We start from the raw sequence: 15,252 nt of genomic DNA on the forward strand, positions 1-15,252 counted from the left end.
ATGACGTGCTGTAGGCGATGCTGGCGGCTTCGGCGACGGCTTTTTCCTGATTGACCTGATCGGTGATATTGGTCGCGAACTTGACCACTTTGTAAAGGCGCTCGTTGGCGTCGAGTACCGGATTGTAGGAAGCCTCCAGCCATACCTCACGGCCATTGCTGTCGAGGCGCTTGAAGCGGCCGGCGACAAACTCCCCGTTGTTCAGGCGTTTCCAGAAGGTCTGGTAGGCCGCGCTGTTGTACTCCTCGGGTTCGCAAAACGTGCGGTGGTGCTTGCCCTTGATCTGCGCAAGGTTGTAGCCCATGGCATTGAGAAAACGACCGTTCGCTGTCAGGACGTGGCCGCCCAGGTCGAACTCGATCACCGCTGTCGAACGGACCAGGGCGCCGATCAGGTTTTCATGCTCGCGGGAATTTTCGATGGTACGGGTCAGGTCACTGGAGTACATCGAGAAATAGCGGATTCGCCCATTGGCATCCCGTACCGGCTGGAGGATCGAGCGTAGCCAGGCCTCGTCGCCGTTGCCTCGTACCAGGCGAACGGCACCGGAGAAGTGCTCACCGCGGGTCAGCGCGGTCTTGAAACGAATCTGGAATTCGTTGGACCTCAGGTAGGCCGGCACCAGGTCCTCGACAGCGCGGCCAATCAAGTCCTGGCTCTTGTAGTGCATCTCATCGAGAAAGTTCTGATTGACCGATTGCACCCGCCCCTCGGCGTCCAGGGTCAGCGCCAACATCTCTCGATCCAGGCTTTCCTTGACTTGCATGATGCTCGAGAGTTCTTGGCGAAGAGCCAGCAGCTCCTGCTTGAGGCGGGTGTTGAACATGGGCATGCTCCGGCAGGCAGAGAATCTGTTGTGTTCCCATGCCATCGGCTTGGCGATTTGTTTCTGAAGAGTGCCGCTGGTCGGCCTGAAAAATAATCCAGTGGCGCTCGAACGCCGGTCCGGCTTCCACGGTCATTGGAATGTTCCACCGTTGGCGTCCGACCGCTGATGCTTCGTCGCACCAGATACCCATAACCATAAAAACCGAGGTGATTGCCGTGACCACTGACATTGAAGACAGCCGCTCCGCCCGCTTCGCATTGCGCTGCTCCAGTTTCGCCGAGCGCTGGTTTCCCGACTCCTGGGTCTTCGCCGCGCTGGCGGTGCTGGTGGTCGCAATCGCCACGCAGTTCATCGGCGCTACGCCCACGGCAGCGGCGATGGCGTTTGGCGATGGCTTCTGGAGCCTGATTCCGTTCACGATGCAAATGGCCTTCGTGGTGATTGGCGGTTACGTGGTCGCCAGTTCGCCGCCCGCCGTCAAGCTGATCGATCGCCTGGCACGGATTCCAAAAAACGGCCGCAGCGCGGTGGCCTGGGTGGCCTTGATTTCCATGGTCGCGTCGCTGCTCAACTGGGGCCTGTCGCTGGTGTTCGGCGGCCTGCTGGTGCGGGCACTCGCCCGGCGCAGCGACTTGAAAATGGATTATCGCGCCGCCGGTGCCGCCGCCTATCTGGGCCTGGGCGCGGTGTGGGCGCTGGGATTGTCTTCGTCGGCCGCGCAACTGCAGGCCAACCCGGCCAGCCTGCCGCCATCGATCCTGTCCATCACGGGCGTCATTCCGTTCACCCAGACCATTTTCCTCTGGCAGTCCGGGGTGATGTTGCTGGCGCTGATCGTGATTTCGCTGATCGTCGCCTACGCCACCGCTCCAGGGCCCAACAGCGCCCGTGATGCCGCCGCCTGCGGGATCGATCCGAGTTTCAGCATGCCGGCGTTGCAGCCTCGCACCCGTCCAGGAGAATGGCTGGAACACAGCCCGCTGTTGACCATCGCCCTGGTGCTGCTGGCTGCCGGCTGGCTGTTCCATGAGTTTTCCACCAAGCCTGCGATCAGTGCCATTTCCGGGCTGAACACCTACAACTTCCTGTTCATCATGCTCGGCGCATTGCTGCACTGGCGCCCGCGCAGCTTTCTCGACGCCGTGGCCCGCGCGGTGCCGACCACCACCGGGGTGTTGATCCAGTTTCCGCTGTACGGTTCGATCGCCGCGCTGCTGACCACGGTCAAGGGCAGCGACGCGCAGACGCTGGCCCACCATATCTCGACCTTTTTCGTACAGATCGCGTCGCATGATACCTACGCCTTGTTGATGGGCGTCTATTCGGCGGTGCTGGGCTTCTTCATTCCCTCGGGCGGGGGCAAGTGGATCATCGAAGCCCCCTACGTCATGCAGGTGGCCAATGACCTGAACTATCACCTGGGCTGGGCCGTGCAGATCTATAACGCCGCCGAGGCGCTGCCGAACCTGATCAATCCGTTCTACATGCTGCCGCTGCTGGGCGTCCTGGGGCTGAAGGCCAGGGATCTGATCGGTTTTTCCTTTGTGCAACTGCTGGTACACACCCCTCTGGTGCTGGTACTGCTCTGGGCGTTGGGGACTACGTTGACCTATTTACCGCCGGTGATGCCATAAAGCCATAAAAAAGGGCCGATATTTACATCGGCCCACTTCTTCTTCGGCTTCGTCTGTTTCAGTATGGATACACCCTGTTCAAAGGGCTCACACGCTGAAAAGGATCTGAGCATGTCCAAACTCGCCGTATTCTCTCTCGCCGCCCTGGCCTTCAGTGCCGCCGCCCATGCCGCCGACATCGATGTACAACTGGGCAGTACCGAACGTGTCACCCGTCTCTTCGCCTACCCCAACAACTGCAACGTCATCTGTTTTCGCAACTGGACGCTGGAGCAGACCGTCGAGCATTACCTGACCCAAAGCGTTCAGCGCGACGGCTACGGCGCGGCCAAGGTCAGCGTCAAGCGCGATAACGACATCGTCTACGCGAACATCAGCGGAGTCCCGAAAAGCTACGGCCAACCGCTGGCCGCGCTGCTCAACGCCGGAGACCTGGCGTACAACGGCGCGACGAAACTCAACAATGACAAAAAGTGGGCCTACAACTGGTACCTGTTCCTGCCCTTGGGCATGGCCCTGGAAAACCGCAAGAGCGTCGAGTTGCTGCACTTCCCGCCGGATTACTCGCTGACCCAGGCCCAGGATTACCTCGAATCGGCCACTACCGACCGCTGGGCCACGCTGCTGACCGCCAATGGCATCGCCGCCGACCAGACGCCGGCCTACCAGACGATCATCGACATCGCGCCGATCGCCGCCCCGTCCAACGCCGGCCAGGCGCTGGAAGGCGTCTACGATTATTTCAACGACTACCAGACCACCATGGTCAAGCAGGTCAGCCAGAACGCAAGCGGCAATGCACTGCCGATGGTGGCCTTCGGCGCTCCGGTTCGGAACTGGATCAAGACCCAATACGGCCCGACCGTGAATGTGCTCGGCCTGGCGACCATCACACCGACAGAAGGCGTCAAGGTTCCGGTACTCGGCTCCAATCACCCCAGCTATATCTGGTACGCCGCCGACCCTGAAAGCTATGACGGTGACCAGGCCAAGGCAGATGCTGCCGGCTTGAAAGTCATGGGACAGGACCTGAGCGCCGCATGCTGGCAAGCCGGGATGGGCAGCAAGCCCGATACCGATCCGACCCAGCAACTGAACCAATGCACGCAGACCTGGCAGGTTACCCAGAAAGAGAAGACCTGCGAGTTGTTCTATACCTCGATTCGCAAAATGACGCCGGCCGAAGCGGCGACAAAATGCGCGGCGCCGGCGATCAAGTCGCAACTTCAGCAATTGAAGGTGCCTATGCCGCTGCCAGCTGAATCAGTCTGAACCTGACGGAGCCTTCCCGCGTGAGCCTTGGCTGACGCGGGAAAGCGCCGCTGCCGTCAATCAGCGACGATGCTGATCACTGACGTCTACGCTCAGGGCGCGTCTACAGGACGCAAGCGATACTGCGGTGGCAACTGCTCGAAACCGCTGATCGTGGTGTCCAGGCTTTTCCAGCGCCCGTCCTTGATCCCGTAGATGCAACCATGAATGGACAGTTTCTGCCCGCGGTGCCAGGCATTCTGGACGATGCTGGTGTGACCGACGTTCGCCACCTGCTGGATCACGTTGAGTTCACACAGGCGGTCCACCCGTTCCTCTTCGGTCGGCAATTTGGCCAACGCTTCGCGGTGCTCGTAGTACAAGTCGCGAATCGAGCGCAGCCAGCCGTCGATCAGGCCGAGCTGGCGGTCCTGCATCGAGGCACGCACGCCGCCGCAGCCGTAATGGCCGGTGACCAGGATGTGCTTGACCTTGAGCACGTCCACGGCGTACTGGATCACCGAAAGGCAGTTCAGGTCGGTGTGCAACACCACGTTGGCCACGTTACGGTGCACAAACAGATCACCTGGCAACATGCCGACGATTTCGTTGGCCGGCACTCGCGCGTCGGAGCAGCCGATCCACAGGTATTCGGGGGTTTGCTGACGAGCCAGCTTGGCGAAGAAGTCAGGATCCTCCTGCTTGATCGCATCGGCCCAGCGCGCGTTGTTATCAATCAGATCTTGTAATTCATTCATGCTGTCCAGCCTCGATAGAGAGTGCGCAACTGTGACAGACGACCGCCGGTCGAGGTCACGTCGGCAGCGCGTTGGAATTCCTGGCACCGCAGCCGGTCGACTCATAGTAAGGCCCACAGTATGAGGAATTGCCATGAATGATTCACGACGTCCCTACGATGCGGTGCAACCGGAACCCATCGACGACAACGAAGACCGCATGGGCTCGATGCGTGAGCTGGAATTCGATGACGATGAATACGAGGCCAGGATCGGCGACGAGCTGCCTGAAAACGAGCGCGAGCAACTGATACCGGACGAACGTGTGCGCGAAGCAGGCATGACGGGGGCCTCGATGGATGACCGCCAGCCGACCGACGATGATCTGAGCCCCGAGACCCTGATCCGTGATGATGGCGCCAGGGACGCCCTGGAGGCCGGTGAAGGTGAACAGGCCGATTGGGACCTGAGCGTCGTGGATGAAAATGATATCGGCGGCGGCGACGGCCTGGACGAAGCGGAAATGGCCGATATCGACCCGTTGAATGGCAAGCGCTGAACAACCTCGCCAGTCCCTTGTGGGAGCGAGCCTGCTCGCGAAAGCGGTGATTCAGCTAGCATCAATGCTGAATGTACCGCCGTCTTCGCGAGCAGGCTCGCTCCCACATGGGTTCTGTGTCTGGCCAGGATTTGATGTACGCCGCCAGTCCCCTGTGGGAGCGAGCTTGCTCGCGATGGCGGCGGATCAGTTTGCATATATGTGGAATGTACCGCCGTCTTCGCGAGCAAGCTCGCTCCCACATGGGTCGTGGCAGTTCAGTCCACCAAGGTACAGGCCATGACCACCGCATCCTCACGCCCGCCCACCGCCGGGTAGTAATCCCGCCGCCGGCCAATCTCGTTGAAACCATAACGCTCATACAACCGGAACGCCGTGCGATTGCTGTCGCGCACTTCCAGGAAGCATTCGCGTGCCTCCGCCTTGTAGGCAATCGACATCAAGTGTTCCAAGAGCCGCAAACCCAGGCCGCGCCCCTGGTTTTCCGGCTTGACGGTGATATTTAGCAGGTGCGCCTCATCGAGGATGATCTGCACCACGCCATGGCCGACTTGCTGCTGGCCTTCGAACATCAGCCATATCTGGTATTTGCCCAGCCCGTCGAGAAATATCCCGCGGGTCCAGGGATGGCTGTAGGCCGCGTATTCGATCTTCAGTACAGCGTCGAGGTCCGCCTCGGTCATCGGGCGGAACGATACAGCGTCACTCATTCGATTCTTTCCAGCGCGCCATCAGCCGGCGCATGGCTTGCCAGACGTCAGCCTTGTGCCGTGGCGTTTCCATTAACGATTCCAGTCCAGGCAACGCCCAGGCCGAGCCCAGGCCTTCGACCTGCAATTCACGGTTGAACGCTTCGGCATCCGCCTCGCCGGCGAACCTCACTGCCGGCAGGCCGATCAGCCACAGACACACGCACGGTTCATCTTCCAGACGCGCCGAAACAAATCCCTGGACAAAATCCCGCGCCGCCTCCGGCCCCTGGTCCATCGTGCCGCGCGATAACAACGGCCAGCGCACCGGCTCGCCGATGATTTGCGGGCTGTCCGGCAGGCCGGCGGCACGCAGCATGTCCTTGAGCAGCAAGTAGGCTGGATCGCGGCTCTGGAAGGGTTCGCCGGTGGGTAACTCCACCAGCAGCAGGCAACGCCCGGCTCGCAGCAGTTGCAGGGCGAAACGTGGCGGCGGCACCTGTGCAACCTTCACCGGGGCCGGCGCTTCGTCGACCTCTTCCACCGGTTTGGCGTTGGTCCGGGTCGAGGCCAGGCTCGGACGCGGGACTTCGACTTTCGGCCGTTCGACAGCGGGCGCCAACGGTTCGGCAGCGGTCTTGGCGACGGGCGCGGCCTGGGGCGGCGCGACCTCCATCGGCTCAGGCGCTTCCAGCAGCTCGGGCCGCGACGGGGCGGCAAATGGCAATTCGGTACGCGGCAGCCAGTTGACCACCTGCATGGCGGTCAGATAGGCGCGGCGGCGGGACTCGATAAGCAAGGGTCGGCCACTTGTGGAAAACTGAAAGTGGGGAGGATTCTACCGCCCTTCGGCGCGGATCGCTTCCCTGTTGAGCCGATAGTTGAGCGATACCCGACGACAGTCCGTCTCGGGGGTGAATAGCAACCGGCGCGATGCAGTACAATCGCCGCTTTTAATTGCCAACCCGACGGCCATTGCGATGATCGAACCCAAGCGCGTCTTGCGCGCCCTTGCTGAACACTGGGCATTGCTGGAACCTTTGTGCGAGCACTTCGACCAGGGCACCCTGAGCCTCAACGAACTGCGTTCACAACTGGCCGCCCAACAACTGGACAGCACGCCTCAGGACATTACCAACCTGCTGGACGTGTGGATCCGCCTGGACATCCTCGTGCCGGTGGCGAAAAGCCCCAACCGTTTCGAGCTCAACGCCCAGATCCACGACTTCCTCGCCTACCTGCGCCGCGAACATCGCCTGGGCCTGTGCCTGGAAATCGAAGCCTACCTGCGCCACCTCGAGCGCCTGGCCGGTTACATCCAGGACGCTTTCGAGGTGCGCGACGGCAACGACCTGGCCCGCCAGTTGCGCTTGCTGGACATGCGCGTGCGCGACGTCCTGAAGAAGCTCGCCAACGATGAGCAGGCACTGGTGGCCGTGGCCGAACGGGCCAAGACCAGCGATCGACAGATTCCGCTGCGCCAGCGCTACGCCGAAGTACTGGCGACCTGGGACGAATACGTCGAGCCGATGATCCAGTTGGTGAACGCCGACGGCGCGTTCGAGCAAGGCGTGCGCAAGGTCGAGAACGTGCTGTTGCGCATGCTCACCGAACAACAGCGCCTCGGCCACCTCGTCGACGACGACATGCTGCTGCGCACCCATGCACGCATCCTCGAAATGCAGACCAGCGCCCAACTGACCCTGCGCCACGCCCGGGAACTGCTCCTGCCGCTGCGTGAAGAGGCTCGCCGCCACAACGCCGTGACCCGTGGCGCGGCGCTGGCCCTGGCGGCCATTCGCCGCAAGGGCATCGATGCCGTGCCGCAAGCCGCCATGCCGCTGTTCACCCGACCGCAAAGCACCTTCCTGGGCAGCGCCAGCCAGGTCGAAGCCTATGTCTATGCCCTGGCCCGCTTCGAACCGAAACCGGCGCGCTTCCCCAAGTCCCACAAGACCCACAAGGGCGGCGAGGCACCACGGGCTCCGCGCACCGTGCGCGAGATGGTCGAGCGTTGCGAAGACGCCCTGCCGATGCCGGACCTGATGAGCTGGCTGCTGGAGCAAGAACCGGACGGTGCCACCGACGAATTGCTGTACTGGTTCTCGCGCCTGTCGCGGGAAAAACGTTTCAAGCGCGAGCGTCTGGAGCGCCGCGATTACCACACCCATGAGCATCAGGTCAGCCTGCGCTCCTTCGCCCTGCTCTCGGCCGGCAGCGCCGCCGAGGATTCTGCGAGCATCCCCCATGCATCTTGATCTATCCGAACTGTCCCAGCTGGCACCGATCTTTCGCGAGCTGTTCAAGGGTTACCACGTCAGCCGCCGCGACCCGGAGCTGTACGCGCAACTGTCGAACTTCCAGGACCAGTACCGCACGCTGTTCAAGGCCTTGGGCTTCGAACTGGTGTGCGACACCCGCGGCTTTTATTACTTCGTACCCGACTTGGCCGCCGCCGCGGTGAACAAGACCGCCCAGCGCCTGGCCCTGTTCACCTTCATCCTCGTCGAACACCTGGCCGATCAGGGTCGCGACCCAATCGCCGTGCTCGACGGTGGCAGCCTCGGCCGCGATGAGTTGCCGTCGCTGCTGGAAAAATACCGCGACCTGTTCATCCAGGCCGAAGTACAGACCCAGGAAGAGCTGGAAGAAAAAATCATGCGCCGCATGACCCAGCTGGGTTTTGCCAGCGAAGAAAACGGCGTGTATCGCTTCCTGCCGCCGATGCATCGTTTTCTCGACGTCTGCCTGTCGGTCCAGCAGGACCGCGACCTGGCCGCCAGCCTGCACAGCGTGCTGCCGTTGCCGGCGCCGGTACTGATCGACGAAGACAGCGACGAAAAACTGCTGCAGACCGATGACCCGCTGGACCTCAGTGAATTCGACGGTGAAAGTGAAGAAGACGCACTGGCCCGTGCCATTGCCGAAGAACAGGAGACCGACGCATGAGCAAGGAACGCTACGGCATCCGCCGCTTTGCCCTTTTGAACACCGCCGGCTATAGCCTCGGCCTGTTCCCGCTGGAAGAACCGTTATCAGTTTACGGCGCGAACAACCTCGGTAAATCCGCCTCGATCAACGCTTTGCAGTTCCCGATCCTGGCGCGCATGTCGGACATGAGCTTCGGCAAGTACAGCCTGGAGCAATCCCGGCGTTTCTACTTCGCCTCGGACACCAGCTACATCCTCGTGGAAGTTGCCCTGCCCCACGGCCCGCACGTAATTGGCGTGGTCGGTCGCGGCCCTGGCGGCGGTTTCGGCCATCAGTTCTTTGCCTACGCTGGCAAACTGGACTTGGCCCACTATCAGAAAGATGACACTTGCCTGCGCCAGAAAGAGCTGTTCACCAACCTGGAGCGCGAAGGCCTGAAGGCCTACGAACTCAAGCCGGATGAACTGCGTCGTCTGCTGGTCGGCGGACACACCTCGATTCCCCTGGACCTGACGCTGATCCCGCTGCGCTCCACCAGCGAGCAAAGCCTCAAGACCTTCCGCGCGTTGTTCATCAACCTGCTGCACATGCGCGAAATCACCGCCGCCAAGCTCAAGCAACTGTTCCTCGATGCCTTCGAGCACAGCCTGCGCTCCGGCAGCGTGGACTACATAGCCGCGTGCGAAGAAGCCTTCCGCGACGTGCGACGCATGGAACAGGACTACAACTCCCTGGTGGCGGCGGGCCCGTTGGTGGAAGCCTTGGCCAACGGCGTGAAGCAGCGCGATATCCTGCGCGGCAAACTGCATCGCCTGTCGCCATTGCTCGACTCGCTGCTGGGCACCTGGTCGGACTATGCCAGTGCGCGCAAGGAGGAGCTGACCATCCAGGCCGAGCACTACCGCAACGAGCAGGATTCGCTGCAGAACGACCAGCGCGGCGGCACCCAGGAGCTGATGCGCCTGGAGCGTGAAATCAGCGGCATCCAGCGCTGGCTCGGCGAACTGTCGGTGCTCAAGCATCGCTTTGCCCTGGTAGACGACGTCAAGGTCCTGGAGCAGCAACTGCTCGCCGCCAAGGACGCCCACGACGAACTGGCCGGCGCTCTGGCTCAGTCCCGGCAGTTCAGCGCCGAAGACCTGGAAGAGCGCCTGCGGGATCTGGAAAAACGCCTCAAGTCGGTCAAGCAGCAACTCGATCACGCCGACAACAACAGCTACGCCCGCCTGCGCGAAGAGTTCTCCCAGCAGGACGTCGAGCGCCTGATGCGCCTGTTCAACAGCGCTTTGTTCAGCCTGCCGCTGGGCGAACACGGGATCGCGCTGGACGAGAATGGCGAGTGGGTCAAATCCATGGAGCTGATTCTCGACGGCTTCAAGGGCGAGCGCTTCGAAGTGCCGGGCCTGTCCATCGACCTGTCCCACATCGAACCGCCGGCCCTGCAAGCGCTTGCCGACCGCGCCGCGCTGCGCGATCAGAAAGAGCGTCTGGAAAAAGAGCTCAAGCAGCTCAAGACCCAACAAGCCGTGGCCGCCGACCGTGCCGCGAGCAAGACCCAGACCGAAGCGCTGTACCAGCAGGTGCTGGATGCACAGAAAGCCCTGGAGGATTTCCGTCGCACCCAGACCTTGAGTGCCGAGGAAAGCGAGAAACTCGAGCAACTGGCGCAGATGGAAGCCGCCCAGGACGAACTCAAGCGCTCCAGCGATGCCTTCACCGAGCGCGTCCAGCAATTGTCCGCCAAGTTGCAACTGGTGGGCCGGCAGATCGCCGACATGGAAGCCAAGCAACGCACCCTCGACGATGCCCTGCGCCGTCGTCAGTTGCTGCCGGCGGACCTGCCATTCGGCACGCCGTTCATGGACCCGGTCGACGACTCCATGGACAACCTGTTGCCGCTGCTCAACGATTATCAGGACAGTTGGCAGGGCCTGTTACGGGTCGATGGCCAGATCGAAGCGCTGTACGCCCAGGTGCGCCTCAAGGGCGTGGCCAAGTTCGACAGCGAAGACGACATGGAGCGCCGTCTGCAACTGCTGATCAACGCCTATGCCCACCGCACCGACGAAGCCCTGACCCTGGGCAAGGCGCGCCGTGCGGCCGTCACCGACATCGCCCGGACCTTACGCAACATCCGCAGCGACTACGACAGCCTCGAACACCAGTTGGCGTTGTTCAACCGCGAGATCAACAAGCGCCAGGTGTCCAACCTGCAAAGCTTCCGCATCGTCCTGGCGCCGAACAAGGAAGCGCTCAAGCATATCGATCAGATCATCCACAGCGCCGGCCAGTACGAAGAAGGCGAGACGCTGTCGGTGTTCGACCTGAGCCAGAGCGCCGAGCAGGACAACAAGAACGAAGAAGCCAAGGAATATCTGGCGCGGCTGGTGGCGGCAAACCACAACCAGCTCGGCCTCAAGGACTTGTTCGAACTGGCGTTCGAGATCACCAAGGTCAACGGCCAGCCGGTGATCCACACCGATATCGACGGCGCGGCGTCCAACGGCACCACCATGACCATCAAGGCGCTGACCAACATGTACTTGTTGCTGCACCTGATGGACCGCGAACAGGCTGGCCGCGTGCGCCTGCCGTACTACCTGGACGAAGCGGCGGACATCGACGAAAAGAACCAGGCAGCGCTGCTGGAAACCAGCTTGCAACTGGGCTTCGTGCCGATCCTCGCCAGTGTGAAGCCGCAGGTCTGCGCCAGTGTCGCCATCGACCTGGAAGGCGGCAGCGGCCCGAACGGCATCTACATCGACGAGGCGGACTGGAAGTACATCCGTCGCCACGATGCGGTGAAAGCCACGGTGAACGTCCAGGCCGATGAGCCGGAGCTGGATCCGGTCTGAGGTGAATAGCCGGGTATGAAAAAGGCCGCGATCCATTGGATCGCGGCCTTTTTTGTTATCGCATACCCCGTGGCGAGGGAGCTTGCTCCCGCTCGACTGCGCAGCGGTCGCAGGCTTTGGGGCCGCTACGCCCGAGGCGTCGGACCGGCCCAGCGGGAGCAAGCTCCCTCGCGACAGGTGTCACATCCTATAAGCTCACTTGCCGAGCGTGATCTTCGGCGCCCAGGTCAGCCACTCATCTTCAAACTTGTCGAACAGCGGGAACGTCTGCTGCGGTCGCGCCGGGTTGCCCATCCGCTCGCCGTCCGGTGTCGCAAAAGCGATACCGCCCTGAATCAGCGTCTCCAACGACTCGGTCCGCACCGTCGCGCCTTTGAACAGGCCGAAGTCCAGGCCAAAACCGCTGCTGTTCCAGAAGCGAGTGCCACTGCGCACCAACGGCGCATACTTGGGCTCGATCAGGATATGGACCAGCACTCGGTCCGCCGTCTGGCCCAATTCATATCCCGTGACTTTGCCCACCGTCACCTCGCGATAGGTCACCGGCACGCCAATCTTCAACGAACCACGGCGCGCCGCACTCAATACCAGGCTCAAACCAGCCTCCGGAACCGCGCTTTCCGGTGGTTCGGCCAACGCAACAAAGCTTTTCTGTGGACCCTGGCTTTTCACAGCGGGCTGCACTTCAATGTATTGACCGGTCACCAGGGTTTCCAGGTTCGACGTCTTCATCAACCCCAGCTCTGGCTTGACCACCCAGAACTGAGTCCCGGCGCGGGCGATACGCTCCGGCACTTCGGTGATACGCGCGGTGACCAGCACTGACTGCATGTCGGCGCTGAGATCGACGTTCTCGATCTTGCCCACATCCAGCCCCTTGAAACGGATCGGCGTACCGCTGCGCAAGCCGTCGGCGCGATCGACCTTGATCGTCACGACCGTGCCGTTCTGCTGTGCCGCTTCGCGGTCTTCATGCAGGCGGAACCGAGGGATGCGTCTTTTCAACGGTACATTCGGCTCCGGCGTCTCGAAGGCGATCCCGCCGGCCATCAGGCTCTGCAGCGACTCGCTCTTGACCTGTATCCCGCCAGTCAGACCGCCCGTGAGGGTGACGCCGCTGGCGTTCCAGAATCGCGTCGAACCGTTCACCAGCCCTTCGTATTCCTTCTCGATGTGCACACCGATGATTAATTGTTTTTTCTTGCGGGAGAATTGGTAGCTCTGCACCGAGCCGACCTTGACCTGCTTGTAGAGAATCGGACTGCCGACTTCCAGCGATCCCAGATTCTCAGTCAGCAGCACCAGGTGCAGGCCAGGGGAACGCAAGTCCAATGGCGGAGCCTTCGCCCTGGCTTCGAATTCGCGCTGCGGCGCCGCGCCCTTGTCGCCCGGGCGCACGGCAATATAGTTACCCTTGACCAGCGCTTCCAGGCCGGTGATACCCGCGAGGGAAATCGATGGCTTGACGACCCAGAACTGAGTGCCGGTCACCAAGTAGTCCTCGGCCAAAGGATCAAGGGTCAGCTCGGCGCTGGCGCTGGACAAGTCGGGGTCGACCTTCAACGTCTTCAGGCTACCAACCTGGATACCTTTGTACATGACCGGCGTGCGCCCCGCCTGTAACCCTTCGAAATCGCTGAGCTTGACCTTTACCCGGATCCCGGCGGCGGCCGCATCGAAGTCCTCGTACAGACGAAACGGCAGGCTTGGGTCCGTGGGCGGGCTGTCCTTGCGGTTTTCCGGCGTGGCGAACGCGATACCGCCGGCTACGATACTGGCCAGTGATTCACTGCGTACTTTGACGCCCGAAAGGTTGGCATCGATGCTGATGCCACTGGCGTTCCAGAATCGTGTGTGTTTGCGAACCAGGCTGGCGTAGGTCGGCTCGATGAAGACCTTGACCTCGACTGTGCGCTGATCTTCCGACAGGGAATAACTTTTCACCTGGCCAACTTGAATCTGTTTGTAGAAAACCGGGCTGCCACGGTCCAGCGAACCCAGGCGCTCAGCCTTGATCGTCAGGTGCAAACCTGGTTTGGCGTCCGATAGCGGCGGCTCTTCGGCCAAGGCCTTGAACTTGCGTGTCGATTCGCCTTCTCCCGGGCTTATGGCCACGTAGTTGCCTGATACCAGCGTCTCCAGGCCGGTGATCCCGGCCAGGCTCACACTCGGCTTGACCAGCCAGAAACGTGTGCCGGTCTTGAGGTATTGCTCGACGTCCTTGTTCATTTCGACGGTCGCGATAACGCCTTTCGAGCTGCCCTCGTCATCAAGCGTAAGGTCCTTTACCTTGCCCACCGTCATGCCTTTGTAGACGATCTCGGTCTTGTTGACCTGGATGCCCTCACCGCTTTCAAAACGTACGCTGATCTCGATACCGGTCTCGTTATAAGCCCGCCAGCCGAGCCAACCGCCGATGATCAAGGCAATCAACGGCAAGACCCAGATGGCCGACCAGTTCGAAGCCGGTCGGGTTTTAGCAGTAGGCAAATCAGTCATGGTCGTCATCCGACTCCGTGTTATCCCAAATCAGTCGGGGATCGAAGGTAACTGCGGCAATCATTGTCAAAATCACTACGCTGGCAAAGGCGATGGCGCCGAGACCGGCTTCAACACTGGCAAGCCGCCCGAAATTGACCACCGCCACCAGGATTGCGATTACGAAAATGTCCAGCATCGACCAGCGGCCGATGAACTCAATGAAGCGATACATGAGGATGCGCTGACGCGCGGACATTGGCTGGTGCCGTTGCACCGAAAACAACAACAAGGCGAGCCCCACCAGCTTGAAAGTGGGCACGACGATACTGGCAACAAACACCACCGCGGCAATGGGGATCATGCCGTGCTGAACCAGCTCGATGACGCCGGCCATTATGGTGCTGGGCGATCCCTGGCCCAGCGAATTGATGGTCATGATCGGCAGCATATTGGCCGGAATATAGAGAATCGCGGCCGTGATCAATAATGCCCAGGTCCGCATGAGGCTGTTCGGACGACGGGGATGGATGCGTGCGCCACAACGGGAGCAGGTCTGTTTGTCAGCGCCTGCATCCAGTCGATTCAACTCGTGACATTCGACGCAGATCAGAATGCCCGCATCAATCGCCCGCATGAGAATCCTCTCCTGACAGCGCCTGCCAGATCTGATGCGGTGACATCACCACTTCCAGCCAGACCTGAACCAGCAACAAACTGACAAAACACACCAGGCCCAGGCCCACGGTAATAGCCGCCATGTCGGCAAGTTTGACGATGGCAACCAGCACGCCCATGAAATAGACCTCGAGCATCCCCCAATCCCTTAAGTGATGGTAAGTGCGGTACAACAACAAGCCGTAACTTCGCCCGACGTTCCAGCGAATGGTCAGCAGCACAATCAGCTGACAGAGCAACTTGAGCAGCGGAATCCCCATGCTGCACAGGAACACCACCACCGATACACCGTGCATACCGGTATTAAACAGCCCGACCACGCCACTCCAGACAGTGTCCTGGGACGACTGTCCGAGCAGATTGAGTTGCATGATGGGTAAAAAGTTCGCCGGCACAAACAACAGCAAAGCGGCAACTACCAGGGCGAGGCTACGTTCGACCACGTTATGTCGGTGTGCATAAAGTTCGTATCCACAGCGGGGGCATTCGGCTTTTTCGCCGTGGGCCAGCTGTGGCTTGCGCATCAACAAGTCGCATTCATGACACGCCACCAGACCGTCCAAGGGTAGATCTGACAACCTATCGATGTCTGACGGATCGGGCATATAGCG

12 protein-coding genes and 1 pseudogene are annotated in these 15,252 nt (G+C 61.2%); 6 read left to right on the plus strand and 7 right to left on the minus strand.

Annotated features, from left to right (window positions below):
• Positions 1-97 precede the first annotated feature (97 nt).
• Positions 98-871 (minus strand): annotated as a pseudogene (locus J3P91_RS22970) (PAS domain-containing protein); the annotation flags it as partial.
• Positions 872-1,044: 173 nt separating this feature from the next.
• Here J3P91_RS22970 and J3P91_RS22975 point away from each other — a divergent pair.
• Together J3P91_RS22975 and J3P91_RS22980 are read left to right on the plus strand one after the other, a co-directional pair.
• Positions 1,045-2,463 carry a short-chain fatty acid transporter gene (locus J3P91_RS22975; RefSeq protein ID WP_434601839.1) on the plus strand — a complete coding sequence of 473 codons (1,419 nt, stop codon included), beginning with the start codon at positions 1,045-1,047 and terminating at the stop codon, positions 2,461-2,463.
• Between the two features lie 111 nt (positions 2,464-2,574).
• Positions 2,575-3,735 carry a hypothetical protein gene (locus J3P91_RS22980; RefSeq protein ID WP_434601840.1) on the plus strand — a complete coding sequence of 387 codons (1,161 nt, stop codon included), beginning with the start codon at positions 2,575-2,577 and terminating at the stop codon, positions 3,733-3,735.
• 92 nt (positions 3,736-3,827) lie between these two features.
• Here the strand turns inward: J3P91_RS22980 and can are convergent, their stop codons facing one another.
• Positions 3,828-4,472, minus strand: coding sequence for a carbonate dehydratase (gene can, locus J3P91_RS22985; RefSeq protein WP_305498811.1), 645 nt, complete (start codon positions 4,470-4,472; stop codon positions 3,828-3,830).
• A 133-nt stretch (positions 4,473-4,605) separates the two neighbouring features.
• On the opposite strand from can, the gene J3P91_RS22990 reads away from it, so the two are divergent.
• On the plus strand, positions 4,606-5,010 hold the full coding sequence (locus tag J3P91_RS22990; RefSeq protein WP_434601841.1) for a serine kinase/phosphatase: 405 nt from the start codon (positions 4,606-4,608) through the stop codon (positions 5,008-5,010).
• A gap of 257 nt (positions 5,011-5,267) precedes the next feature.
• Here the strand turns inward: J3P91_RS22990 and rimI are convergent, their stop codons facing one another.
• Both rimI and J3P91_RS23000 read right to left on the minus strand, forming a co-directional pair.
• A complete protein-coding gene (gene rimI / locus J3P91_RS22995; RefSeq protein WP_003205585.1) occupies positions 5,268-5,720 on the minus strand; it encodes a ribosomal protein S18-alanine N-acetyltransferase in 453 nt (150 codons plus the stop codon).
• Positions 5,713-6,498 carry an energy transducer TonB gene (locus J3P91_RS23000; protein WP_434571820.1) on the minus strand — a complete coding sequence of 262 codons (786 nt, stop codon included), beginning with the start codon at positions 6,496-6,498 and terminating at the stop codon, positions 5,713-5,715. Before J3P91_RS23000 ends, rimI begins: the two co-directional genes overlap by 8 nt.
• A 181-nt stretch (positions 6,499-6,679) precedes the next feature.
• Between J3P91_RS23000 and mksB the strand changes: the two genes are divergently transcribed.
• Genes mksB through mksF form a run of 3 tightly spaced genes read left to right on the plus strand, consistent with a single transcriptional unit; the run spans position 6,680 to position 11,485 of the window.
• Positions 6,680-7,957, plus strand: coding sequence for an Mks condensin complex protein MksB (gene mksB, locus J3P91_RS23005; RefSeq protein ID WP_434571818.1), 1,278 nt, complete (start codon positions 6,680-6,682; stop codon positions 7,955-7,957).
• Positions 7,947-8,648 (plus strand): Mks condensin complex protein MksE, encoded by a 702-nt coding sequence (gene mksE / locus J3P91_RS23010; RefSeq protein WP_434558641.1) that lies wholly within the window; start codon positions 7,947-7,949, stop codon positions 8,646-8,648. The genes mksB and mksE overlap by 11 nt, the downstream gene beginning before the upstream one ends.
• Positions 8,645-11,485, plus strand: coding sequence for an Mks condensin complex protein MksF (mksF, locus tag J3P91_RS23015; RefSeq protein ID WP_434571817.1), 2,841 nt, complete (start codon positions 8,645-8,647; stop codon positions 11,483-11,485). The genes mksE and mksF overlap by 4 nt, the downstream gene beginning before the upstream one ends.
• 195 nt (positions 11,486-11,680) lie before the next feature.
• Here mksF and J3P91_RS23020 read toward each other — a convergent pair whose 3' ends face one another.
• The 3 genes from J3P91_RS23020 to J3P91_RS23030 are packed head-to-tail and all read right to left on the minus strand — an operon-like array spanning position 11,681 to position 15,246.
• Positions 11,681-13,984, minus strand: coding sequence for an MlaD family protein (locus tag J3P91_RS23020; protein ID WP_434601842.1), 2,304 nt, complete (start codon positions 13,982-13,984; stop codon positions 11,681-11,683).
• Positions 13,977-14,600 (minus strand): paraquat-inducible protein A, encoded by a 624-nt coding sequence (locus tag J3P91_RS23025; protein ID WP_434601843.1) that lies wholly within the window; start codon positions 14,598-14,600, stop codon positions 13,977-13,979. The genes J3P91_RS23020 and J3P91_RS23025 overlap by 8 nt, the downstream gene beginning before the upstream one ends.
• Complete coding sequence (locus J3P91_RS23030; RefSeq protein WP_434571812.1) at positions 14,587-15,246, minus strand: paraquat-inducible protein A; 660 nt, start codon at positions 15,244-15,246, stop codon at positions 14,587-14,589. Before J3P91_RS23030 ends, J3P91_RS23025 begins: the two co-directional genes overlap by 14 nt.
• Between the last annotated feature and the right edge of the window lie 6 nt (positions 15,247-15,252).

Source organism: Pseudomonas sp. Z4-7, from assembly GCF_051131965.1.
Taxonomy (GTDB): Bacteria; Pseudomonadota; Gammaproteobacteria; order Pseudomonadales; family Pseudomonadaceae; genus Aquipseudomonas.

What these genes read in the sequence shown, in the direction of transcription:
- J3P91_RS22980 (WP_434601840.1), top strand. Translation starts at nt 2,575, where the DNA reads ATGTCCAAACTCGCCGTATTCTCTCTCGCCGCCCTGGCCTTCAGTGCC.
- can (WP_305498811.1), bottom strand. Translation starts at nt 4,472, where the DNA reads ATGAATGAATTACAAGATCTGATTGATAACAACGCGCGCTGGGCCGAT.
- J3P91_RS22990 (WP_434601841.1), top strand. Translation starts at nt 4,606, where the DNA reads ATGAATGATTCACGACGTCCCTACGATGCGGTGCAACCGGAACCCATC.
- rimI (WP_003205585.1), bottom strand. Translation starts at nt 5,720, where the DNA reads ATGAGTGACGCTGTATCGTTCCGCCCGATGACCGAGGCGGACCTCGAC.
- mksB (WP_434571818.1), top strand. Translation starts at nt 6,680, where the DNA reads ATGATCGAACCCAAGCGCGTCTTGCGCGCCCTTGCTGAACACTGGGCA.
- mksE (WP_434558641.1), top strand. Translation starts at nt 7,947, where the DNA reads ATGCATCTTGATCTATCCGAACTGTCCCAGCTGGCACCGATCTTTCGC.
- mksF (WP_434571817.1), top strand. Translation starts at nt 8,645, where the DNA reads ATGAGCAAGGAACGCTACGGCATCCGCCGCTTTGCCCTTTTGAACACC.
- J3P91_RS23020 (WP_434601842.1), bottom strand. Translation starts at nt 13,984, where the DNA reads ATGACTGATTTGCCTACTGCTAAAACCCGACCGGCTTCGAACTGGTCG.
- J3P91_RS23025 (WP_434601843.1), bottom strand. Translation starts at nt 14,600, where the DNA reads ATGCGGGCGATTGATGCGGGCATTCTGATCTGCGTCGAATGTCACGAG.
- J3P91_RS23030 (WP_434571812.1), bottom strand. Translation starts at nt 15,246, where the DNA reads ATGCCCGATCCGTCAGACATCGATAGGTTGTCAGATCTACCCTTGGAC.